General features: G+C 42.4%; 19 protein-coding genes. 10 read left to right on the top strand and 9 right to left on the bottom strand.

Annotated elements, in window-relative coordinates:
• Positions 1-39: 39 nt before the first annotated feature.
• The 4 genes from GDK41_RS14860 to GDK41_RS14875 all read right to left on the bottom strand — a co-directional run bounded on the left by GDK41_RS14860 (position 40) and on the right by GDK41_RS14875 (position 5,047).
• The gene (locus GDK41_RS14860; protein WP_152087145.1) at positions 40-861 is read right to left on the bottom strand and encodes a DUF3034 family protein; all 822 of its coding nucleotides are present in this window, start codon (positions 859-861) and stop codon (positions 40-42) included.
• The gene (locus GDK41_RS14865) at positions 848-3,163 is read right to left on the bottom strand and encodes a bifunctional diguanylate cyclase/phosphodiesterase (RefSeq protein ID WP_152087146.1); all 2,316 of its coding nucleotides are present in this window, start codon (positions 3,161-3,163) and stop codon (positions 848-850) included. Before GDK41_RS14865 ends, GDK41_RS14860 begins: the two co-directional genes overlap by 14 nt.
• Entirely contained in the window at positions 3,153-3,815 is a 663-nt protein-coding gene (locus tag GDK41_RS14870) for a methylamine utilization protein (protein WP_152087147.1), read from the bottom strand. The genes GDK41_RS14865 and GDK41_RS14870 overlap by 11 nt, the downstream gene beginning before the upstream one ends.
• Before the next feature lie 125 nt (positions 3,816-3,940).
• Positions 3,941-5,047, bottom strand: coding sequence for a phosphoribosylaminoimidazolesuccinocarboxamide synthase (locus GDK41_RS14875; RefSeq protein ID WP_152087148.1), 1,107 nt, complete (start codon positions 5,045-5,047; stop codon positions 3,941-3,943).
• Positions 5,048-5,246: 199 nt separating this feature from the next.
• On the opposite strand from GDK41_RS14875, the gene GDK41_RS14880 reads away from it, so the two are divergent.
• The 5 genes from GDK41_RS14880 (at position 5,247) to GDK41_RS14900 (ending at position 11,086) form a co-directional block, all read left to right on the top strand.
• Positions 5,247-5,930: an ABC transporter ATP-binding protein gene (locus GDK41_RS14880; RefSeq protein WP_152087149.1), complete on the top strand. Its 684-nt coding sequence runs from the start codon at positions 5,247-5,249 to the stop codon at positions 5,928-5,930.
• On the top strand, positions 5,930-7,249 hold the full coding sequence (locus GDK41_RS14885) for an ABC transporter permease (RefSeq protein ID WP_152087150.1): 1,320 nt from the start codon (positions 5,930-5,932) through the stop codon (positions 7,247-7,249). The genes GDK41_RS14880 and GDK41_RS14885 overlap by 1 nt, the downstream gene beginning before the upstream one ends.
• A 12-nt stretch (positions 7,250-7,261) precedes the next feature.
• A complete protein-coding gene (locus GDK41_RS14890) occupies positions 7,262-7,741 on the top strand; it encodes a DUF3299 domain-containing protein (protein WP_152087151.1) in 480 nt (159 codons plus the stop codon).
• 173 nt (positions 7,742-7,914) lie between these two features.
• Positions 7,915-10,623: an Ig-like domain-containing protein gene (locus GDK41_RS14895; protein ID WP_172971625.1), complete on the top strand. Its 2,709-nt coding sequence runs from the start codon at positions 7,915-7,917 to the stop codon at positions 10,621-10,623.
• A complete protein-coding gene (locus tag GDK41_RS14900) occupies positions 10,610-11,086 on the top strand; it encodes a hypothetical protein (RefSeq protein WP_152087152.1) in 477 nt (158 codons plus the stop codon). The genes GDK41_RS14895 and GDK41_RS14900 overlap by 14 nt, the downstream gene beginning before the upstream one ends.
• 246 nt (positions 11,087-11,332) lie before the next feature.
• Here the strand turns inward: GDK41_RS14900 and GDK41_RS14905 are convergent, their stop codons facing one another.
• From GDK41_RS14905 to GDK41_RS14915, 3 genes are all read right to left on the bottom strand, one after another.
• The gene (locus GDK41_RS14905; RefSeq protein ID WP_152087153.1) at positions 11,333-13,924 is read right to left on the bottom strand and encodes a M14 family zinc carboxypeptidase; all 2,592 of its coding nucleotides are present in this window, start codon (positions 13,922-13,924) and stop codon (positions 11,333-11,335) included.
• Positions 13,925-14,027: 103 nt separating this feature from the next.
• Positions 14,028-15,410: an ATP-grasp domain-containing protein gene (locus GDK41_RS14910; protein WP_152087154.1), complete on the bottom strand. Its 1,383-nt coding sequence runs from the start codon at positions 15,408-15,410 to the stop codon at positions 14,028-14,030.
• 4 nt (positions 15,411-15,414) lie between these two features.
• The gene (locus tag GDK41_RS14915) at positions 15,415-16,350 is read right to left on the bottom strand and encodes an ATP-grasp domain-containing protein (protein WP_152087155.1); all 936 of its coding nucleotides are present in this window, start codon (positions 16,348-16,350) and stop codon (positions 15,415-15,417) included.
• A 177-nt stretch (positions 16,351-16,527) separates the two neighbouring features.
• On the opposite strand from GDK41_RS14915, the gene GDK41_RS14920 reads away from it, so the two are divergent.
• Complete coding sequence (locus GDK41_RS14920; RefSeq protein WP_152087156.1) at positions 16,528-17,676, top strand: M20 family metallopeptidase; 1,149 nt, start codon at positions 16,528-16,530, stop codon at positions 17,674-17,676.
• A 3-nt stretch (positions 17,677-17,679) separates the two neighbouring features.
• On the opposite strand, the gene mutM is transcribed toward GDK41_RS14920, so the two are convergent.
• On the bottom strand, positions 17,680-18,489 hold the full coding sequence (gene mutM, locus GDK41_RS14925; RefSeq protein ID WP_152087157.1) for a bifunctional DNA-formamidopyrimidine glycosylase/DNA-(apurinic or apyrimidinic site) lyase: 810 nt from the start codon (positions 18,487-18,489) through the stop codon (positions 17,680-17,682).
• Between the two features lie 20 nt (positions 18,490-18,509).
• A complete protein-coding gene (locus GDK41_RS14930) occupies positions 18,510-18,995 on the bottom strand; it encodes a hypothetical protein (protein ID WP_152087158.1) in 486 nt (161 codons plus the stop codon).
• Between the two features lie 190 nt (positions 18,996-19,185).
• On the opposite strand from GDK41_RS14930, the gene GDK41_RS14935 reads away from it, so the two are divergent.
• The 4 genes from GDK41_RS14935 to GDK41_RS14950 all read left to right on the top strand — a co-directional run bounded on the left by GDK41_RS14935 (position 19,186) and on the right by GDK41_RS14950 (position 22,503).
• On the top strand, positions 19,186-20,106 hold the full coding sequence (locus GDK41_RS14935) for a manganese-dependent inorganic pyrophosphatase (RefSeq protein WP_152087159.1): 921 nt from the start codon (positions 19,186-19,188) through the stop codon (positions 20,104-20,106).
• 62 nt (positions 20,107-20,168) lie between these two features.
• On the top strand, positions 20,169-20,897 hold the full coding sequence (locus GDK41_RS14940) for a helix-turn-helix domain-containing protein (protein WP_152087160.1): 729 nt from the start codon (positions 20,169-20,171) through the stop codon (positions 20,895-20,897).
• 65 nt (positions 20,898-20,962) lie between these two features.
• Positions 20,963-21,667 carry a transglutaminase-like domain-containing protein gene (locus GDK41_RS14945; RefSeq protein ID WP_152087161.1) on the top strand — a complete coding sequence of 235 codons (705 nt, stop codon included), beginning with the start codon at positions 20,963-20,965 and terminating at the stop codon, positions 21,665-21,667.
• 80 nt (positions 21,668-21,747) lie between these two features.
• Positions 21,748-22,503, top strand: coding sequence for a substrate-binding periplasmic protein (locus GDK41_RS14950; protein WP_232056473.1), 756 nt, complete (start codon positions 21,748-21,750; stop codon positions 22,501-22,503).
• Positions 22,504-22,806 lie beyond the last annotated feature (303 nt).

The following is a 22,806-nucleotide window of genomic DNA, read 5'->3' on the forward strand; positions in this document are numbered from 1 at the left end:
AATAAGTAATACGTTTTTGTAAAGTTTGCCCAGCGCCATTTAAAAGTACCCTGTGATAGATAAATACCAACCCATTTGTGCATCAACGCCAGCAATAGAGCCTAAATCTAACCATGCTGCGGTGATGTTAAACGATTTGTTAGGGAACCACGCGATGAATACATCTTTCCAGTGTGTTTCACCTAACTTCAAATTATTTGGCTTTTCACGAAACTCAACCCCAATCGCCACCTCTCTGGAGAGAAATACCGCACTACTGGCTTCCAGTAACCATGCCTTATCCGCTTGCTTCCCGCCAAACCCTAGTAAACCAATTTGGTTGGCCTCACTGTATCTCGTTGTTATACTCCAAAACCAGTTGTAGCCATTGATTGCACCCAAATGCAACTTACTTGCAGCTAAATAGATATCATCACCACGGGTACTATGCGCACCTAAAAGCTTGGCCACTTTGCCATCTTTTAATGATTTATGCTGTACGCCCACACTCAGTTGTGGCCATTTACTATACACAATATCGCCATAAAGCCTCACTTTAACGCCACTTACTGTTTGCTTAATACGGGTACTTAAGGCTGGAACATCAAATGTCTGCTGCGCGTAACTAAGCTCAACGCGGTCAAATAAATTACCTTGAAGAGCACACACATCTAACCGATAGTTTTTAACACTACCGCGACTACAAAAGCTACTAATAGACCATTCATTCTCGCTCGCATAGCCGGCCAATTGAGCCCAAGGAACAAGCCCCCCACCCGCACTGCCTTCTACTTGCGACACCCCAGGTGTTGCCAGCAATTTACCATCGGCAAATACTGCACTGCAAAACAGTAGCAGCGATAAAAAGCTAATCCACTTCATGGTAGTTACCAAGCCAATCCAAAAACTCCTGTGCTGGAAGTGGCCGACTTAAATGATAGCCTTGTGCATAATCACAACGCATTTGTTTAAGTAGATTTAAAGACTCTAAGTTCTCAACCCCCTCTGAAACCACCGAAAAACCCAATTGATGCCCCAGAGAAATTGTTGATTGCACAATACATTGATCTTGGTGCGACTCGTTCAATTTTAAAATAAACACTTTATCCAGCTTTAACTCATCAATAGGTAGCATTTTCAGTCTACCTAACGAAGTTTGACCAACACCATAATCGTCTAACGAGATCATCACCCCCAGTGATTTTAGTGCTTTGAGCGTGTTGATCCCTTTTTCTTCATTCTCAATCATATCGCGCTCTGTCAGCTCGATGGTTATGAGATTGGCTGGCACTGAATACTTAACAAGCTGCGCTTCTAGATGCGGTAAAAAGTGACTATGTGCGATATCTTGCGCTGACACATTAATGGCCGCTTTCATAGTCAGTCCTTCTTTAAGCCAACTGCCAACTTGTGCAACAACCGTACATACTACCCACTGCGTTAACTCCACAATAAGTCCTGACTGTTCAGCTAAATCAACAAATAACTCTGGAGAAACCCACTCGCCATTTTCTCGCTGCCACCTTATCAACGCTTCCACTTTATCGATTTTGCCACTGTTTATATTAAGCTTTGGCTGATAAGCCATAAATAGCTGGCCATCATCATTTTGCAGTGCATGCTTAAGCTCATCAATAATTTGCAGACGCTCTAAGTGTGCTTCATCTTCACCATTTTGATAAAAATAAACTTCATGCCCATCTTGCGCTGCTGTATCTACCGCAATTAAAGCTCGGCGCACCATATCTTCTGGGGTTTGCGCTTGTTCAGGATACTGCACTACACCGATACTAAAGCGTAAAGTGATCTCTAGTTTTTGAATCATGTAATGTCGATTGAGTGCCTGCTGTAGTTGCTCAACACACTGCTGCTTTGAAGTGTTGGGTGATGCTTCTATCACGCTTAAAAATTCATCGCCACCTAAACGAGCATTGAAACCCACAAACGATTCAGTAGACTCTTTGATCCGTTGTGCAACAGCTTGGATACAACTGTCTCCAACTCGTGGGCCTAACTTATCGTTAATATGCCGAAGACCTTTGATATCAAGCGCTATCAAGTAGAAAGCACGCTCTTTATCAATATATTGTGGCAAAAGATCCAAAGCAGCGGTGCGATTATAAAAATCGGTTAAGGTGTCATGACGAGCTTGAAAGCGGATCTGCTTCTCTCGTGTTTGAATGTCTTCACCCATTTCCTGAAAAGCATCAACCAGTTCACACACTTCTTTGCTGGGCCGTGACTCTGAAATGGTTGCACGATAATTCCCTTGAGCAAACTGTTTTGCCATAACCGTTAATTGCAAAAGCGGTGTGGCTAAGTTGCTCGCTAAGATTCCACTGGTAATAAAACCCAAAATAATAGTACCAAATGACAGCAAAATAACGGTGAGCACGAGCTTATCAAACTCTTGATAATGCTCACTCAAATCGGCACTTAGCACAACACGAATTGGGTTAGCTTCTAGTCCTGGCAGTTCTAGCTTTGCACTTAGGTAGACAGGGTCTTCACTAAACCAGCGTTCCACAATTTGACTGTCTATGTACTCAAGTAGGGTCAAGTGAGGCGGATGGTCATCCAAAGTGGTTGCTTTGAGTCCGGTGTGCGTTGCGATAAAGCTAATTTCCATGCCCGTTAATTCTTTTAGCTCTTTAGCAACCGCACTATCAATTTTGAACCCTACCACGCTGTATGCGATGGTACGCGGTGCCTTAACGGGTAAAACAATTACTTGATACAAGTTCTCACTTATCACCATAAAAGAAGAACTACTGCCTTGTGCCAGTAATTGTTTTAACAACTTTGATGTATCGGTGGGCAGTGTAATGTCGCTTTTATCTGCCGATATCAACTTGCCGCGGGTATTAAATAACAGCATTAAATCAGCATCTATACGCTGGCTATGGTTATATAGCACACTGCTTATTGTATCCGCATCTTGGGTTGCAACAGCTTGTTTAAAACCAAAGTCAGCAGTTAATACTGTTGCAGCAGTCACCAACAGCCGCTCTTTTGCTTTTAAATATTGCTGATATACATTTTGTGCCACTTGCATGTCTTGCTGCACTTGGCTCTCATTAAAATGGCTGGTTGACCACCAAAAGCTTACTAAACTCGACACTGCAGTAAGCAATACTAGACCAACGCATAACATGATAATGCGATGTTTTAAGCTAGTTCCCATGATGTTCCTTAAACATTTCACCAAATGTATTACGAGGTAACGGCGCTGTTAGTTCAATTTCTACCTTGGCTTCACTCATATCCACAGGCCAATTGTGCTTAACACGCTCTGTTATTTCTTCTTTTTGCTGAGGGTGCCATACAAAGTAAGACCTCGTACTGTCTGGCAGAGTCACTTTTCCGCGCTTATCAGAAACAAAGTGAGCCGGTGAGTTTGCCACATAGATGTAGCCAACCATTGAATCATGAATATTACACCCTAGCACCACGACCCCAGGCTGCTCAAAAACGATGGGCGCTTTTGGTGTTCCTGCATATAGTTTAAGTTCAAACGGTTTTGCTGGCGAAAAAGAATAAACATGATGTCGAATATCATCACTATTAGGAAAAGACACCTGTTGCCCTTGAACAATTGTCAGTAGCTTGGGCTCAAATTGTTTTTGAACCTGATCCATAATTGCGGGTGTGTTCATAACCGACTTGTGCGGTTTACTTGCCGCAGCCCCTAGTAACTCAACCACCGCATTCTCTACTGGCTCGTCAAATTGATCGACTAACGTCAATGTCTTTGCCTGTATCGCGCTACTGAGGCAGCTTAATATCGACAAACCCAGTGCAGAAACGATGTACTTGTTAAGATTGTTACGGGGCATACCTTGCCTTTAGTTATTCTATATTAACTGTAAGTTAAATGGACTAATCAGACAATTGCAAGGCATTTAGTAGATAAGCACCAATAAACACCCAAACGGTGTTTATTGGCTAAGTCTTTGGCAAGTTAGCTATTTTCAATTAAACCATACTGGCTATCTAAAATAGCGATAACATCTGCGCGGGGGTCTTGCGGAATAACCAACTCTTTGCCAACTATTTTGCTGGCAATACCGACATAGGTATCAGATACAGACATCATCACATCGACAGGTAGCTGGTAATTTTTGGCTAACTCCTCTCGCTCCCCCATACGATCTTTATTCAACAGCACGTCCGAATCAGGCACATTATTGATCAACAATTGGCGAAAGCCTTCTTTAGAATTTTCAATAATCTTACCATCGCGATACGCAGGCCCATCCCAAATACGTGATGAGTCTGGTGTACCAACTTCGTCAATATAAATCAGCTTTTCTTGACCATCAGTATCTTCGATGTAGCCAAATTCAAACTTAGTATCAACAAAGATTTGGTCTAATTTTGCAAGTTCAGCGCTTATCAAATCGAAGCCTTGAGCCAAAAGCTTTTCATACTTGGCAACATCATCTTCTGACTTAAAGTTAAATGCACTTAAATTATCAGTGATGTTTTTTCTACTGATGTTTACATCATCAACCGCAGGTACATCATCAAGACCGGTGATAATTCCCTTCGTAGATGGTGTAATTAAAAGTTCAGGTAGTTTTTGGTTCGCCTGAAGCCCTTCAGGTAACTCAAGACCACAAAAGTTGCGAATGCCCTTGGCGTAGTCACGCCACATACTGCCAGTGATATACTGACGTGCTATGGCTTCGACTCTAACGGTACTAGCTTTGCGAACAATCCACACGTAAGGATGCGGAATATCAACAATATGATTACCAGCAAGGCCCGCTTCGTCAAACAGCTTGAACCAATGCGCCGCCACACTATTTAAGGCAATACCTTTACCTGGCACGCCGTTAAGGCCATTTTCGCCTTGCCAAATACAATCAAATGCTGAAATTCGATCAGAGATCACCATAATTGCCAGCTCGGTACCCTCTGGTACGTCATACTGTTTTTCAGCGATTAAACGCGCACTATCTTCATCAGTGAGCCAATATACTGAACGAACTTTACCGCTGTGCACAGCACCTTTGGTACGAATTGGTAGATCGTCATTAACGTCTAAAACTTTGTAGCTACTCATTATTTCTCCAAGGCCGGATGCACCTTGCTAAAGGGTGCAAAAAAATGAGGGGGTTAGGAGGCGTTATAATAATCGTTCAGCGACAAAATCACAATCGGCAACGCGACTTGCCGCACAAAGTTTAGGTTTCAACGACACAAGGTTTAGCCTCACGTTAATCTGATATACCATATCAATAAAGCAGCACTGGCGATGTACAATGATTGAAATTAATAACTTGATTTATTCGTGGCAAAAACAAGCAACGCCCACTTTGACCATCAAGAATTTACGCATTAATCAGGGTGAGCACATATTTTTACATGGCCCCAGCGGCAGTGGTAAATCAACTTTGTTAGGTTTGCTTGCAGGTATCAACTCGATACAGCATGGCGATATCGTTGTTTTAGGGCAGTCTTTTACACGCCTGTCACATGCGCAGAAAGACAAATTTCGCGCTGACCATATTGGCACTATTTTTCAAAACTTTAATTTATTACCCTACTTGAATCCGCTTGAAAACGTCATATTAGGGTGTGAATTTTCAATCGCGCGTTCCAATAAAGCGAAACAAGATGGGGGAGATATTCTCACCCAAGCTCGTCAGTTACTTATTGCTCTTGGCATTGAGCAAACGCAGTTACACTGTAATGTCTCAACACTGAGTATTGGTCAGCAACAGCGGGTAGCCGCCGCGCGAGCCTTTATTGGCCGACCTGAGATTATTATTGCCGATGAACCCACATCAGCTCTAGATACTGATAACCGTGAAGCGTTTATCAGCACCTTATTTTCTCAAGCTAGAAAATATCAGGCCACGGTGATTTTTGTTAGTCATGACAAAAGTTTAGCCAAGCTGTTCGATCGTAAAATTAGCCTCCCTAGTATTAATGGAGCAAACTAATGACCTTATTAAAACTGGCGCTCAAAAGCAGCTACAATCGTCGAACCAGTGTTATGCTCACACTGTTTACCATTGCAATCAGTGTCATGCTTCTATTGAGTATTGAACGTGTTCGAATGGATGCAAAAAGCAGTTTTAGTAATACAATCTCAGGGACAGATCTAATTGTAGGGGCCCGCACTGGAGACATTCAATTACTGCTCGCAAGCGTATTTCGCATTGGTCATAGTAATAACGCCGTTCTATGGCAAAGTTATCAAGATATTAAACATCGACGAGGCGTTGCATGGACTATACCAATCAGCTTAGGCGATAGCCATAAAGGCCACGCCGTGTTAGGCACCGATGATAATTACTTTAAACATTATCGATATGGGAAAAAGCAGCCTCTACAATTTGCTACTGGACGAGCATTTCATAACGCTCAAGAAGTCGTACTCGGTAGTGAAGTCGCCAAAAAATTGCACTATCACTTAGGTCAGAAAATTGTAATTTCGCATGGTATGGGCAATACGAGTTTTCACCATCACGATGATAACCCGATGACCATTGTGGGGATTTTAGAGCCAACCGGTACGCCAGTAGACAAAACCGTGCATATACCTTTAATTGCCGTAGAAACAATGCATGCCAAGACAAGCGCGCCCCGCGCCATCCAACGTAAGAAAAATGGCCACGATCAACATGAGACACATGACCATACTGATGATCACGGTCATCAACACGGTTCGTTAGAAAGCGCCCCTGGCGATTTAGTCGGCAGTCCCAAACAAATTACCGCGTTTCTGATGGGGTTTGACTCTCCGTTATATACCTTACAAGTTCGCCGTAATATCAATCAATACAAAGCGGAACCATTATTAGCAATCATGCCAACGGTAACATTAAAAGAGCTTTGGGAGATGCTCGATATTGTTGAAAAAATTCTACTGCTTTTTTCAATGGTGGTTGTTGTCATTAGCCTTTTAGGCATGCTCACTACATTGCTCGCCACGCTAAATCAACGTCGCAGAGAACTGGCTATTTTACGCTCTGTTGGAGCTAGGCCTTGGCATATTTTTAGTTTAATGAGCTTTGAAGCAATTATAATCACCTTGATTGGCTGTGGGTTAGGAACCCTTGGTTTTTATGTTGCACTATTTGCAATTGAACCTTTGTTACAAAGCCAGTTCGGTATTAGCCTAAGTATTAACCCTTTATCTTCCTATGAACTGACCTTGTTAGGCGTTATTATGATAGCCGGCACTTTGATGGGTCTCATACCTGCCGCTCGTGCCTATTTTTATTCATTGGCCGATGGCATGAGTATCAAAATTTAAGAGAGTATTTATATGCGATTTATATCCCTATTACTAATAGGTTTGCTTAGTTTGTCTGTACAAGCTGCTGCGCCAAAAGAAATATTTTGGGAAGATCTTATCCCTAAGGGTCACGTACAGATCAACAATCAAGATGCTGCCAGTCATGAAGGAAATGATCAAAACTGGGTGCAGCCTAACTTAGATGCCCCTGTTGTTAAAAACCTAGATGGGCAATCTGTGAGTTTACCGGGCTTTGTCGTGCCCCTTGAAGGAGATAACCAGCTTATTAGCGAGTTTTTGCTGGTTCCTTACTTTGGTGCCTGTATCCATGTTCCGCCTCCCCCCCCAAACCAAATTGTGCACGTTAAGATTAAAGGGGGCGTTCCGATAGAGAGCTTATATGATGCCATCACTGTAACTGGGGTTATCAAAGTCGAGACTTGGCAAGGTGAACTGGCTCAAACAGGTTATACCATGCAAGCCGTTGGCGTTTCTCCTTTTGAGCTGTAACTAAATAATACCTATGTAAGTGTGCCTGAATAGAGCACACTTACAATCAATATTTCCCTACCCCATTTATACATTTGTTTACATAATCCCAATAAAACAATGTGTTATTTATAGACATTAAAAAAATTACTCAGCTATAGTGTTCCTAAAATAACAACCAAAAAACAACAACTATGAAAAAAGAACTGCTTAAGTTATCTCTATTGAGTGTGGCATTAACTCATCTCAGTGGCTGTGACCTTTTTGACAATGAAGATAAGAACGTTGAACCTTATATTAAAGCTGAGCTAGCAAAGAATATTGATGAGCGCAGCCAAGTAATGGGGCAGCTACAAATCATCGACCGTGATGGTCATATAAAAACGAGCAGTGTATTACAAATAGATGGGCCCGAAGTTATTGATCTCAAAGTGAGTGATACACAGATAAGCTTTATTGCTCCCGAAGTATCCGAAGATACAGATATCAAGTTTGCCATTCGCGCAACCGATGATGACGGTGCAAGTAGCGAGCAAGTCATCATTAGCACAATCAAACAGGTTAACCGTTCACCACAAGCAAACGCACAAGTCCTCTCTTTGCAATACAATGACAGCATTGAGTTTAGCCTAACGGCTCAAGATCCAGACAATGATCAACTCACTTACTCGTTGCAAAACCCACAACAAGGTGAACTGACATTAATTAGCGAAGATAACCAAACCTATCGATATACCCCCAGTAAAAATGCCATTGCCGAACAAGTCCTCGAATTTCAGGTGAATGATGGCGAGCTTACAGACACCGCCTCAATTACACTGAGCATTATTGATACGAGTGCGCCATTATTACTTCAGAGCTACCCGAAAAACCAAAGCCCCACCTTTAATGTAGACGGCTCAATTGAACTGGCATTTTCCGACAATATGGATGCACCGTGGCTTACCAAGCAATCAGGATCACAATGCGACGGCCCTATTCAACTCAGTGCCAATGACTTTAGCAGCTGCGTAGCGTATGAGGTCACTGGAACACAGCAAGATGAGCAATATTTACTAACAATAACTCCCTCTGATAACTTAAATAGGGAAACGGTTTATCAACTCAAGCTCACCGAACAACTGACAAATTTCCACGGTACCGCATTAGCACAAGAGCAAACGATCCTTTTTAAAACTGGCTCGAAAGGCCTGCTGATCAGTGAGGTTTCAGCGTCACAATATCCGCAAGACAACCGTTGGATAGAAATTTACAATGGCACACCTCATGAGGTGGACTTAGCTAATTACAGCATTGTTGCAAACAGCGTAAAACTTGATGATTACTCACCACAAGGGGAGCGCAATTTTCCTCTGAGTTCTCAAATAATCGGCCCTGGTGAATTTATTGTTGTACAAAGTCAAATAGGCCCACATATTTGGCAAAATAGCGCCACGAGTTCAGCTCAACTTATGCTCATTGGTGACGGCGAGTACGCACCAGCTTGGGACAACTCTGGTTTTGTTGAGCTCACAAACGACATTGGCAGCATAGATTTTGTTCGTTTTGGAGAGTCCACTAAAGTACCAAACTCTGCAGAGCAATGGACTGATACTAGCTCGGCTGTTTCACTATCAGCTGCACTTGGGCAAAGTATAGTGAGATCTCAATTGCTCTCTGATACAAACTCTGCTGCTGATTGGCAAGTGGCCACCTTTATGACACCTGCTGGTCCCAACGATGTCAACTGCAGTGTTGACGATGATTTAGATGGTATTCCAGATTGTGCCGAACAACCTAACTCTACTTTTGCAGGGCTACCACTTTATGAATGGGGTGCGCGAGTTAATCAACCAGATATTTTTATTGAAGTGGACTATATGCAAAGCGATGATGCTGGTGTTCGACCACACAAAGCAGCATTAGATAAAGTAAAAGAAGCATTTGCCGAACAAGGCATTGCAGTGCACTTTGATAGTGGCGCACTTTTCCACGCAGATGAAGGGATAGCACCAAATCTTCATGACCTTGGGGGGGGGAATGAGGTTGAATTTGCTGCTAGTACCTCGTTTGCAGCCCAAGCCGATGCTCCTAGTATTTTAGATTACAAAGCAAAACATTTTGATTTGCGTCGTCGCCCTATCTTTCATTATATGTTGATGGCTAACAGCCAGCAGCCAGATGGTAGCCCTGGTTCTTCAGGTGTAGCTGAGCTATATGGAAATGACCTGATCATATCTATGGGTGGCTGGCGTTTAACAACCGACACTCCAGCAATGGAAAATCTTACTTACAACCTACAAGCTGGCACCATCATGCATGAGCTGGGACATAACCTAGGCTTACTCCACGGTGGCAACGATAATAATAACTTTAAGCCGAATCATGTTAGTGTTATGAACTATATGTACCAATTAGATGGCTTACCCACGATTGGTACAAACGAAGGAGATCGATACTTTAGAATGTTCTATCGAGGTAACGTCAATTGCTTCCCTGAGGGGGCATCGCTATTGAATGGTCCATTCGGCGCAGTTGAAAACTTTTCTATTAGCTACTCGCATGGTACCAATGAAGTGATCGATGAGACACGAATAGATGAAAGCAAAGGCCTTCATAATGCAAACTCTGGCAGTGTAGATTTTGACTGTAACGGCAGCCATGGCGATATCTTGAAAGACTTTGATGTTAATGGCGATCAAGACGGCGCAGGCATGCTAACAGATTTCGATGAATGGTCGAATTTAGTCCTTAATTTTGCTACTTACTGGAGCGGTGCAAACAGTGGTCACAATCACACACGAGATGCTAAAGTGACTCACTCAATTATGCACTCTGATAAACAACTTGTGCAAAAAGAACAGATGCCGCCCAAACATTTATTTGAATTAATAAAACAAGTGGCTAATTATGAAAAAAACTAGCATGTTGCTAGGTGTTACACTGGTAGCTGGGTGTCATCACCTAGCTACTAGCCAAGACCCATGGGCAATGACACAACAGGGGCTTACCTACCAAGGTGAGCTTATTGACCAACAACATGCTCAACAGCTTGTGTGCTCTAGATGCGAAATCAAACAACAAACCACATTAACGCCACTTGGTCCGAGCAACTATACAAAGCTATATATAGATGGTCAGTTAAAAGCACTTTGGGGAGAAACTTACAAACCGCAGTTATTTGTTCCAAATAACGTTGGTCGCACACTTATTCCTCTTAAAGCGGGCCTTCAAGCTAACAGCTGGCACGCACAATTTGGCGATAAACAGCTACACATATACAGTGCACAACCGCAACCAGTTACGTTGGGCGCTGCTGACTATACGATTTTTATTGCACCTACCACGCGCTCTAATCGCTTTACGTACACCTTACTCGTCAACTGATGCAACAGCATAGTTCACGAAAATGCTAGGATCTCAAAAATTAACAGCCCGTCTAATTGACAGCTGTACCCACTAATAATAAAAAATGCCAAATATCTGTTGCAATAACGAACAAAAAGATACATCCTGGTAACACCAAAGAGTTTTTTTTAACATCCCTGACATTGACTCAGAAATAAATCTGAACATTTTATAGGGTCATTCTCCAGACATTACTAAGGCCGCGCTTGCGGCCTTAGTTTTATCTTATATCTTTACTCTACCAGGATAGTGAATAACCGTCGGTTCAGAATAATTAGGTACATGATCATAACTAAATACTGCGTAGTATTTATCAATATCTGCATTGCCAAAATTATCAAGCGTATACTGATCTGGCCCACCGTACAGCTTTACCCCATCAAAAGGAGAGCGCGGCGGGTGAAAACGATTTCGCACAACAAAACTACCGACCAGATCATCGCTATCAGGGTTCAACCAAGTTAACTTAACAACCCCATTTTCAACTTGTGTCTGCAAGTGGCTGGGCGCAGGTAATGCCTCAACTCGCCTCTCAATATACTCAACATGCAACTTTGCTGGCTCTGCATCATGACTGTCTCGCCAACTCACAAGTGCATCACGCGCTTGTGATTCTGCTGTCGCGCGAATAATAAAGTATAACGGTGCCTGAGCTTTATGTAATCGGGCCAGCTCTTTTAAACTATAACTATCAAAAATAAAGTTATGTGCAGTGCGCTCTTTTAGTTGCTCATTGCTGATCTCATAACCGATATATTCAATTTTCTGTCTTTGCTTAACATGCTTAAAATCAACATCTTTCAGCTCCACCAACTCAACCGTAAATCGAACATCTTTGGCTGAAGTTAAACTATTGATATTGTATAAAGTTAAACAAGCTTGAGTAAATACCGTTCTATCTGGTGCTAAACATTCATTTAACTCAAATGCCAATTGCCCATAAACAATTTCACCGTCTGCATCAAACCCAGAAGCCAATTTATCTGCAACAACTTTGTCTTTGTATATGGTGTTACAACTGCTGGCCAATACTGTATCTGAGCGCTCAGGCAACTGATATATTAACTCCAAATTTGGACGATAATGTAACCCGCCACCAAATGAGCCATAGCCAATATCAAATTGCATCACTTGAGAATCATTACCTACGGGTAAACTTTGCGGCCCTTGAATACGCAGTAACAAAGTTTGCTGTGTTAGCAAAGACTCTAACAAAGCACGCTCAACCCCGTTAAATGACCAACGTAACCAAATCCCTTGAGTCATCTTATCTGATTCAATCGTCTGGCCGAGCGTATGCAGCGGTTTCGCCTCGTGAACTTTCGCAAAGTCATAAATATCATCTATCAAACTTGCATCCAAAATAGAGATAGACCATTCGCCATACTTTTCGATTTTAGCCGCAACCCGATTCATCGGGTATAAAAACAACTGCGCAGTGGCAATGTGTGAGCCTTCTGGGATAGTACTTAAATCAAAGGCCACAACCCCAACACTAACGCCTCGTTTCTTATCAACACCAATGAACATCGAGTTATAACCAAAATGCTCTTTATTTTTGCTTTGGTTGTTCTGTGATAAGTAACCCACTTGCTCACGGGCTGGAAACAAAGTTCGGCCACATTCATTGTCTGCCAAAGTGGTTTTTAAGCGCAGTTCTGGACTAAATGGTGACTTAATTTTAGTCACCTTATCTACCGCTCGGATGTTGTAAAAATAAAAGTGTCCACTCTTCAACTGCGTATCTAAAAAAGAGAGCGACTTTGTGATAGCAACTAGGTTTTCTTCTGTACACGGGCTTTTGTTATGCTCACTTCGATACACTTCAAAGTAAATATCATCACGGTCTTGATACTGCCACTCTAATTCAACGGTATCTCGACCCACATCCTTTATCGTAAATTCTGCTACGCGTGCAGGCGCTAAGGGTGAGTAGTTAATCGCTTCACTTAGCGCATATGCAACAGCGGGAATATTTTCAGCCACACTTTGCGCCATGTTTTTCATATAATCAGGGATATTGCGCGTACCAACTTCCACAACGGTGGCGATGATCCCTCTACGATAATAGTATTCGCGACCACTTCCGTGGATCAGCTGTGCCGGTGGTTTACCGCGATGAATACCATACTGACGCCCCGTTACCTTTTTTATCTCATTGTTCATATTGGCACATAGTACATTCAAGTCAGTGCCTTCAATCTCCACCTCATGGTTGAACTTATGAGCAGGGAAAAACACGTTTCCTTGGGAGTGGTAATCTAATGCTATACGAATATTTTCATGGCTTTCAACAAAGTCTCTAATCGCCGCAGTCTCTGGCTCAGAAAACGCGTGTGGCCCACCGTAGGTATTCGACTGTGTATTTTGGTTACGCATGAACTTAGCATCAAAGTTGCGATTTAAATCCACTCCAAACGTGCCGTCTGCGTTATTGCGACGGTTCTTTCTCCAAAACGAAAAGTGATTACGAGAATACTCAAAACCATCAGGGTTTAAACAAGGCACCATGTATAAAGTATTGCGTGTCAAAGCTGTTTGCAGCTTTGGGTTAAACCTGTAATTATCAATAACATATTGTATAAATGAAATAGCCAGTTCATTGCCTATCCACTCTCTGGCATGGATCGAACCGGTATACAATAGCGCAGGCTTGTCGTCGGCATAAGTCACATCTAACGACACGGTGACCAGCATAATAGGTCGCCCTTCCCACGTTTCACCGATACTCTGCAAGCGGATTAAATGGGGGTGCTCACTCATGCTTTTTTGCAAAAAATCAATGGTATCTTGATACGATGCATATTGGATTTTCATAGTATTTCCATACTGCTAGATTATTTTGATTACCGTCCTAGCATTGTCAATACATATGACAATGCTAGGAACATTGGGTAAATTCGTAATAGATAAAGCAAGTTTAGTGACAAGGCTTTGCGACTTGCTGCCAATGACTAACGATTTTCTCTAGCTTTTTATCTTTTAGATTTTTCACCACACACAGTTGCTCTGGTTTAGTATTCAACGCTTCAACAACACCATGCGCTCCAAAAGTAGTCATTATTTCGTCGACCATCTTTGCACCAACCCCTTTGACTTGTGACAAAATGTCACGGATCTGTGCATCATCAAATTGTACATGTTGATAGCTATTTAACTCCGTACCGACTTCATCACTCCCTGGCGCAACGCGTACTGCTTTAGCTGGTACCACTAGGCCTTTCAATTTAAAGTTATCTTGAAAATTCCAAACCTCACTTGGCCATTCTTCGCCCGGCTGATAAGTGGTGTCTAAAATGGGGTAGTTATGCTCATCCAATTGAGAGAATTGCTCGCCACAGTCTTGACTTGGCGTGTATTTTGAAAAGCCAATATGACGCATGGTACGTAGCAAACGGGAGTCTATTTTTCCAAGTTCTTCCCAGTTATAAAGCGGTATATTGGGCTTAGCGAAACGTCCATCACTTAATAACCACATGAGATATTGCCCAATCCAATCTCGTATGTAAGGGAATGCGGCAAAAGCCGTAGCACATTCCAATATCCGTAATTTGCCATCCTTACCCAATGCAATATCACATGCCCAGTATTCTGCATTTGCCGCTTTAGAAGCTCGCGTGGCTAACTCTAAAACATCTTTAGGCACATCTTGATAGTCCATGCTCCCGCCCTGACTGGTATTGGTTAACCACTCACCTTCAGGAGGGCGACGCCAAAATGCACATACGGGTTTGTGACCCACAAGCATGACTCGAATATCCGCTTCCATTGGCACAAAATCTTGAACATAAACAGGGTAGTAACGCTTTTGAGAAAGTAAACTGGTGGCCTCTTCATAACTATCTACTTTGTGAACAAAATAACCACCGTAGTTTGATGGACCATAAGAGCGCTTAATAATTTTCGGGTACTGAGCATGAGCTAAGTAATGCTTTGCTTTTTCAGGAATATAGAAAATCTCAGTATGCGGAGCAGGCAAATTATATTTACGGCAAAAGTGAGTGACATTTTCTTTTGACTTGTTTGAAAATTGACTATCAAGAGAAGGTAAAAAACGCACATCAGGTAAAGCCCTAGCGATTTCCCTGAACGTTTCGTAAGCTGTTGCTGGAATATTGCCTATCAGTACGTCGATCTTCTTGCGCTTTACTTCAGCAATAAAACGCGCTTTGTCGTTCCCCCAGTGATACGTGACTTGCTCGATTTTATCTGGCCAGCCTTTAAAGTTCGACTTATCAAAAAAGCGCAGTACATAGTCTAAGTATAAAAGTCCAATTTTTGGTAAAGAGGTTTTTGCAGTCATTGCCTTAAGCTACCTTAAATGAGTGAAGTGCTTGTTTTTGTTCTACGGTTTTTTCAATTAAATCCACCATGGCATCCAATTTGCTCTGATTAAAATTGATACCAAGTTGCTCTTGTTCTGGCGTTGCAAATGCTGGAATGGTATTCACCTCCAACACCACAAAACGTTCGTGTTCTCTGTCATAAATCAAATCTACACCTGCGATTTCCAATCCCAGCAATTGAGTGGCTTTAATAGCAAGCTCAACCACCTCATCACTTGGTTCTCTTACAAAAACCGAACCGCCACTGGTAATATTCGTTTTCCAGTCATCTTTGGGGGCCTTTCTGCCGTAACAACCAACACATTTTCCATCCACTACATCAATACGATAATCCGTATTGTCATAATCAATAAAACGCTCTACATAGAAGTAACGTAAGTCGGTACGACTTAAAAAAGGCAATAACATATCTAGTGCATGCTCTCCTTCAATTTTTACCACCCCGACACCGCCCCAGCCATCTGTCGGCTTGTATACCAGCTTGCCACCAAAGTCTCGGATGGCCGCTTTTAAGCCTGCAATATCATTTTTATGGCACAAGCGATAATCAGCCGTCGCAATACCATGACTGTTTAACAAATGGGAAGTACGAAACTTATCTTCTGCCAATGAGAATGCGTGAAAGTTGTTAAGTGTAGGAATAGACTCACTTAGCGCTTGATATAGGTAAAGCTGGTACTGGGTTTGCTGTCCTGCGTTATAACTCAAAAATGCATCCAAATGCTCCATAACGGTACCATTGCAGTATATTTGCCCATCTTGTGCTCTGGCATCTCGCAAGTTCAACCCAGTCGTCGTTTCAATGCCACGCTCCGCTAATGCGTGAACTAGTTTTTGCTCAATGGCTTTACCGCCACCGTTTTCGTACATCCAAATGCCAACATGAGGTGCTGTCACTGTATTCTCCTTGGTCCTAAAATAGGGGGGTATGATTACGTACTATGCCTATTGTAAAAGGATCTGTGTGACACATTTTTGACCAAATTGCGCGGACAAAATTTGTTCATAAAAGCTTCACTGAATTGCAATCGCTTGCCGCCACGATGAGCGCCAACTCAACCAAGGAAAACAGTGATGGCAACATTAAATTTCGACGAATTGGCTGCGCTGATAGAGTGCAACTCTCACAGCAAAAATAAATTAGGCATCGATCAACATGGTGAGCAGATGATCGAACTATTGGCACCATTAGGGTTTTCTCTTACGCGTTACCAAAGAGAGCACATTGGCGATCATTTACTGTTCCATACACCCAAAATCGAAGGCCGTAAGATTTTGCTACTCGGCCACCTAGACACTGTATTCCCCAAAGATACATTTACAGCATTTAATCAAGATGAACTGTGGGTTTATGGCCCGGGGGTGTGTGATATGAAAGGCGGCAATTTTGTTGCATTAAACGCACTTCGACAGCTGCGGACGCAGTTTGGCCCATTGCACAATATTGACTTTTTACTGGTAAGTGACGAGGAGACAGGCAGCGATGATAGTAAACACCTCACCTCTGAGCTTGCTAAAAACTACGATGCTTGTTTAGTGTTTGAAGCCGCAGGTAAAAATCACGAAGTAGTTATAGGCCGAAAAGGCATTGCCACCTTTGAAATTGAAATTACAGGTAAAGCCGCTCATGCGGGCAATCACTATAGTGAAGGCATTGATGCAAACTTTGCCTTAGCTAATATGCTTTTGGAGATGACTAGTCTCACCAATTTAAAACGAGGCAGCACAGTCAATGTGGGTAAAATTCAAGGTGGTATTGGTGCAAACACGATTTCACCTCATGCGAGTATGGTTGTAGAGGCTCGTTTTTCATCTTTAGAGGAGCAAAATCGCCTACTGCAAGGCATAGAAAATATTTGTTTTGCAATCGAGATAACCGGTGTAGAAATCAGCATACATGGCGGGTTGCAGCGTGGCGTGATGGCTCCTACCAAAGAGCAGCAAATATTGCTTGATGATATTGCTAAAATACTCGGTAGCCCTTTATCCACTGAGCAACGTGGTGGCGTATCTGATGCCAACGTGGTTGCCTCAATGGGTATCCCCACGCTGGATGGTTTTGGTCCATTTGGTGATGGCGACCACACTCGTGACGAACGAGCACTCAAATCCAGCTTTGCACTACGCATTGAGCAAGTGTCAAAAATATTAGCTGCTTGGTGCTTCGATACTTATGAATATGCGCCGTCACCTTCAGTCACGGATGATGCATTAGCGCAATAGTAATTACTTTTGACACTGTGGGCAGTACACGGTGCTACGCTGCCCTAAGCGGATCTCTTTTAGTTCAGACTCACAACTGACACATGGCTTGCCTTTGCGCCCATAGACCAACAGTTGCTGGGCAAAATAGCCTGGCTTTCCATCGCTTTGTGCAAAATCTTTTAACGTTGTGCCACCTTGAGTAATGGCTGCAGCGAGTGTTTCTTTAATAATGGGCGTTAATGCTTGATAACGCTTTAACGACACTTTACCAGCTTCTCGCTTAGGGTGGATCCCCGCTTTAAACAGCGACTCATTCGCGTAAATATTGCCAACTCCGACCACCACATGGTTGTCCATAATAAATTGTTTAACAGGTACTTTTTTTCCACGTGAGCGTTCAAATAATAACTGAGCAGTAAAGTCCTCAGTTAAGGGTTCTGGACCTAGCTTGGTGAATAAGACATGATGTTGCTCTGGCTCTTGCCACAAACAGGCGCCAAAACGACGCGCATCATTGAGCCTTAATGCTTTGCCATTACTGAAATGAAACTCAACGTGATCATGCTTTTTTAGTGGCTCGCATTGTTCAACCACACGTAAATGCCCTGACATGCCCAGATGCAGTATCACACTGCCTTTCTTGGTATCCAACAACAAATATTTGGCACGCCGACGTACCGAATTAATAGTAAGTCCTTCAATGCTTTTTACTTCATCAGGCACAGGCCAGCGTAAGCTTGCATTATGGATCAAAACCTTATCAACAGTTTGTTGCTCAATGTGAGGCGAAATACCTAAACGGCTTACTTCAACTTCGGGTAGTTCTGGCATACTTTACTCAATAAAAATTATTAATTCGACGAATTAAATAAGGGCAAGGGAGCGAACAATTGCGTTGCTTGCTCTGTACTTAATAGCAACCAGTGCTGCTGTTGTTTATCAAATAGGTAATATTGATCGTTGTCATAATACAATTGATAACTTAACGGTAACTCCTCAGAGGCTAGCCAAAAACGGGCTACACTGAGGGCTTTATCTGCACTTAACGACTCGTTTGCCACCTCAAGCTCGATGCTTTGCCACAAAGTGACCAAACCATGAAGCTGCTCAACACTGGCTTGCCATGGGCCATCAATACGCCAAGACGTACCAATTCGTTCAATTTTGTAGCCAGGAAATGCCAAAGTTAATACAAAACTTTGTTCTGGCAGTAAACGTTGTGGCCCAACGACGTGTTCTTCTGGGTTTAATTTATGATGTATTCCGTTTAGAAAGAATATCATTAGCAACATGGAAAAAATAACCACGTTGTTCCAAGCTTTGCGCGTTAAACCCATTACACACTCCTCGATGTCATTTTTAGAGTGTAACGGAAAATCTTGCCAAGCAGAATACACAGCTAATTTTGCTCAAAACATTTTTTATTTTCATAGATATAGCACTTATGTCTAAAATCCATGCAATTAGTATTTTATTAGCAACATTCTTTGTTAAAATAGCGAACAAAATTTTAAGGAGTTCCGTCTAATGGCAATGTACGTAGTGGGTCACAAGATCCCAGATTCAGATTCAATTTGTGGTGCAATTGCACTGGCATATTTAAAAAACCAAATCGGTGAAGAGGCTATCCCGACTCGCTTGGGTGAAGTTTCTCCAGAAACTCAGTTTATTCTTGAGCGTTTTGGCTTTGAAGCACCTGAACTAAAAATGAGTTACGCAGGTGAAGAGGTTTACATCGTAGACCACACAGAAAAAACCCAAGCACCTGATGACATCGACCAAGCCACTGTCGTAGGTGTCGTAGATCACCACAAACTAGGTGATCTAACCACGTCAACACCACTTGAGTGTTGGATCCGTCCAGTAGGCTGTAGTAACACCATCATTAAAATGATGTATGACTTCTACAATGTTGAAATTCCAGCAAACATTGCGGGCTTAATGATGTGTGCTATCTTGAGCGACACGGTTATCTTCAAATCACCAACGTGTACCACAGCAGACATCAAGTGTGTTGAAGCGCTTGCTGAAATTGCCGGTGTTGAAGACTTTAAAGAGCTGGGCATGGACATGTTCAAAGTAAAATCAGCTGTAGAAGGTACACCTGCACGTGATCTAGTAATGCGTGATTTTAAAGATTTCAACATGAACGGTAAGCTGGTTGGTATTGGCCAATTAGAAGTGATTGATTTATCAGTATTTGACCAGATCAAAGCCGACCTAGAAGCAGATATCGCGAAGCTTAAAGAAGAAGGTGGTCGCCACTCTGTGCTACTGCTACTAACTGACATAATGAAAGAAGGCTCGCAAATGCTGATCGCCTCTGATGATGAAGGCATCATTGAAACAGCGTATGGTGTGAAGCCAGAGCAAAGCCGCGTTTGGCTAGATGGCGTACTGAGCCGTAAAAAACAAGTCGTACCGCCACTGCAAGATGCGTTTGCTTAATATATTAAACGTTTAAATAAAAAGCCGAAGCACATGCTTCGGTTTTTTGTTATGGTCAAAACATGAAAACGCTATTTTTAGAGCCCGGTATACTCGCCATTCACACTCAAGTGCTAGACACAACAATGCACCAGCATGCGTTAATACAAGTCACTTTACCCGACCGGCAAAGCACTTTGAGCGTTGCAGAGCACCCTCCCATACATAATGTGATAAGCCTCTTAGAAGCGAATATCCCGCATCAGTTAACCATGCAACAAGGCTGGGTGATCCTCATAGAGCCAAGTACCCAGCTTGGCGCGCAGGCAAATAAACTGTTAGCAGACAATCACATAGTAACGTGGCCGCTCGACGCGCAAGACAATCATTCAGATAACCTCACCGACTTACTGGCACGCGTCAAACTCACTTATACCACCAGTACAGAACTGCACGATGCTCATTTAGACCCACGCATTGCTGCTTTGCTAAAACAGCTCAACCAGTGCTTTGCGCAAGACTGCCTCAAACCTGAGCACTGGCTAGCAAAAGACATTGCACAGTCATTGGGTTTATCCGAGTCTCGCTTTTTGCATATTTTTAAAGACAACATGCAACTACCATGGCGACCCTATTTACTGTGGCGACGACTCATATGTGCCATTCAGTCGCTCAGTCGCGGTGAAACAGCAACTCAGGCGGCGCATATTGCAGGCTTTTCCGATAGTGCACACCTTAGCCGAACTTTCAAAAAACAATTTGGTATCACGCTGAGAAGCGCACTAGCCGGTGTTAAAAAGCCAACTTCATAGCCAGTTTATTCAATTTTTTAGCGACACGCTCTGACATACTGCTCAAAAAATCGAGGAGTATAACTATGCAAGCGTACCTATCACACACACCTTTACTTAACTTTGAGCACCCTGATATTCAGGCACTTATCACATCACGCTGCTGGCACGAAATGGATAAACCCACAGCCCTAAAAGCCATCTATGACTTTGTCAAAGACGACATTTTTTTTGGCTACAGCGCCCAAGATACCTTAAAGGCGTCGGAGGTATTACAAGATGGGTATGGACAGTGTAATACTAAAGGCACCTTGTTAATGGCACTGTTACGTGCAGTGGGTATCCCATGCCAATTACAGGGTTTTACTATTAACAACAATCTCAAATCTGGGGTTATGCCAAGTTGGATTCTAAAGCTTGCTCCCAAAGAAATCGTTCACAGCTGGGTAGAAGTGTTTATTGAAGGTCAATGGCTTGAGCTAGAGGGCTATATTATTGATAAGCGCTACTTAAGTGCAATTCAACAGCGCTTCAAAAACCATCAAGGTCCGTTTATCGGCTATGGTATAGCAACCCCTTGCCTACAAAGTCCCAAAAATGAATTTAACGGCACAGATACATATATCCAAAAAGAAAGCATTATTAAGTCACTGGGTCATTTTAGCGAACCCGAATTGTTTTATCGCCAGTACAGTAACTTAACGGGTATTAAAAAATGGTTATATCAGGTCGCTTTTAGACACATTATAAACCTGAATATTAAACGCTTAAGGGCTGCATATACGAATTGAGTTACGGTATAGCGTATGAATTATTACATTCATGATTTAGCAGCTAAACTTACGATATCAAACATCAATTCGCATAGTTTATGGACTCTTTGCTGCGACTGCACATCATATTAAAACTTCTGCTTACCTACTTACTACTGGGCGCCCCTTTATTAGCGGCGCAACCATTGGTTTTAGTCAGTAGCGAAGGGCCACCTCATACTATTAACAACGAAGTACACAGCGGTATAGACCTTGATGTAACTAAAGCCGTTCTTAAGCGCATGGGGTACGATGTAAAGCTACTTTTTGTTCCCTTGGGTCGCGCTGAAGTGATGGTAAAAACCGCCGAAGCCGACTTAATGGCTCCTATATTTCAAACTCAAGACAGCAAAAATTTCTATATCAGCAACGCTATTGTGACCTATAAACCCATGGTGTTTTCTTTAAAAAGCGCACAATTAACACCTAATAGCATCGCCGATCTCAGTAATTATGCTGTTATCACCTTTCAAGGCGCACCTGGCTACTTTGGCGAAGAATTTCAAACAATGTCGAAACAAGCAGACTACGTAGAGTCAGCAAGAATGTCGGTGATCCCAAACTTATTGAGTAAAGGTCGCTTTGATTTCGCCGTGTTAGATAAGTATATATTTTACTACTTTTATCGTTTGAACAATAAAGAACGTTCAGTTGAGCGTTTTAAGGAGCATGCACTTATTCCGCCTGTTAACGCCAGCGTTGCTTTTAAAAGTGCAACGTTACGAGATGCGTTTAATCACGAGCTGATGCGCTTTAAAGAAGAGCAGCACTATCAAAAAATTGTAAAACACTACTTGGGCTATATTCCATTTTAACGCATACGATTAATGCCTTTCCAAATATTAACAGTAAGTATGAATACTCACAAAAATGTTCTTGCACGCACTCTATTTAACCTCAGCTGCGGATAAGAATTTTGATAGTTCACAAGAGAGACATTGCAACCCCTTCAATATCCAATGACGATATTTCGCTCACTATCAAGGCATTTTCGTGAAGTAATAGCGAGCTATTACAAATGAAAATAACGAAGAGAGTGAGCGAAATAGCTTTATTGGGCAAATTCTCTTATGTGCAGCTGAGGTTATTTACTAAAAAAGCCGCTATGCGGCTTTAAC

This window comes from Pseudoalteromonas sp. A25, from assembly GCF_009176705.1.
GTDB lineage: Bacteria > Pseudomonadota > Gammaproteobacteria > Enterobacterales > Alteromonadaceae > Pseudoalteromonas.

What these genes read in the sequence shown, in the direction of transcription:
- GDK41_RS14920 (WP_152087156.1), top strand. Translation starts at nt 16,528, where the DNA reads ATGGCAACATTAAATTTCGACGAATTGGCTGCGCTGATAGAGTGCAAC.
- GDK41_RS14900 (WP_152087152.1), top strand. Translation starts at nt 10,610, where the DNA reads ATGAAAAAAACTAGCATGTTGCTAGGTGTTACACTGGTAGCTGGGTGT.
- GDK41_RS14895 (WP_172971625.1), top strand. Translation starts at nt 7,915, where the DNA reads ATGAAAAAAGAACTGCTTAAGTTATCTCTATTGAGTGTGGCATTAACT.
- GDK41_RS14950 (WP_232056473.1), top strand. Translation starts at nt 21,748, where the DNA reads ATGGACTCTTTGCTGCGACTGCACATCATATTAAAACTTCTGCTTACC.
- GDK41_RS14875 (WP_152087148.1), bottom strand. Translation starts at nt 5,047, where the DNA reads ATGAGTAGCTACAAAGTTTTAGACGTTAATGACGATCTACCAATTCGT.
- GDK41_RS14930 (WP_152087158.1), bottom strand. Translation starts at nt 18,995, where the DNA reads ATGGGTTTAACGCGCAAAGCTTGGAACAACGTGGTTATTTTTTCCATG.
- GDK41_RS14905 (WP_152087153.1), bottom strand. Translation starts at nt 13,924, where the DNA reads ATGAAAATCCAATATGCATCGTATCAAGATACCATTGATTTTTTGCAA.
- GDK41_RS14945 (WP_152087161.1), top strand. Translation starts at nt 20,963, where the DNA reads ATGCAAGCGTACCTATCACACACACCTTTACTTAACTTTGAGCACCCT.
- GDK41_RS14880 (WP_152087149.1), top strand. Translation starts at nt 5,247, where the DNA reads ATGATTGAAATTAATAACTTGATTTATTCGTGGCAAAAACAAGCAACG.
- GDK41_RS14890 (WP_152087151.1), top strand. Translation starts at nt 7,262, where the DNA reads ATGCGATTTATATCCCTATTACTAATAGGTTTGCTTAGTTTGTCTGTA.
- GDK41_RS14940 (WP_152087160.1), top strand. Translation starts at nt 20,169, where the DNA reads ATGAAAACGCTATTTTTAGAGCCCGGTATACTCGCCATTCACACTCAA.
- GDK41_RS14885 (WP_152087150.1), top strand. Translation starts at nt 5,930, where the DNA reads ATGACCTTATTAAAACTGGCGCTCAAAAGCAGCTACAATCGTCGAACC.
- mutM (WP_152087157.1), bottom strand. Translation starts at nt 18,489, where the DNA reads ATGCCAGAACTACCCGAAGTTGAAGTAAGCCGTTTAGGTATTTCGCCT.
- GDK41_RS14910 (WP_152087154.1), bottom strand. Translation starts at nt 15,410, where the DNA reads ATGACTGCAAAAACCTCTTTACCAAAAATTGGACTTTTATACTTAGAC.
- GDK41_RS14935 (WP_152087159.1), top strand. Translation starts at nt 19,186, where the DNA reads ATGGCAATGTACGTAGTGGGTCACAAGATCCCAGATTCAGATTCAATT.
- GDK41_RS14860 (WP_152087145.1), bottom strand. Translation starts at nt 861, where the DNA reads ATGAAGTGGATTAGCTTTTTATCGCTGCTACTGTTTTGCAGTGCAGTA.
- GDK41_RS14865 (WP_152087146.1), bottom strand. Translation starts at nt 3,163, where the DNA reads ATGGGAACTAGCTTAAAACATCGCATTATCATGTTATGCGTTGGTCTA.
- GDK41_RS14870 (WP_152087147.1), bottom strand. Translation starts at nt 3,815, where the DNA reads ATGCCCCGTAACAATCTTAACAAGTACATCGTTTCTGCACTGGGTTTG.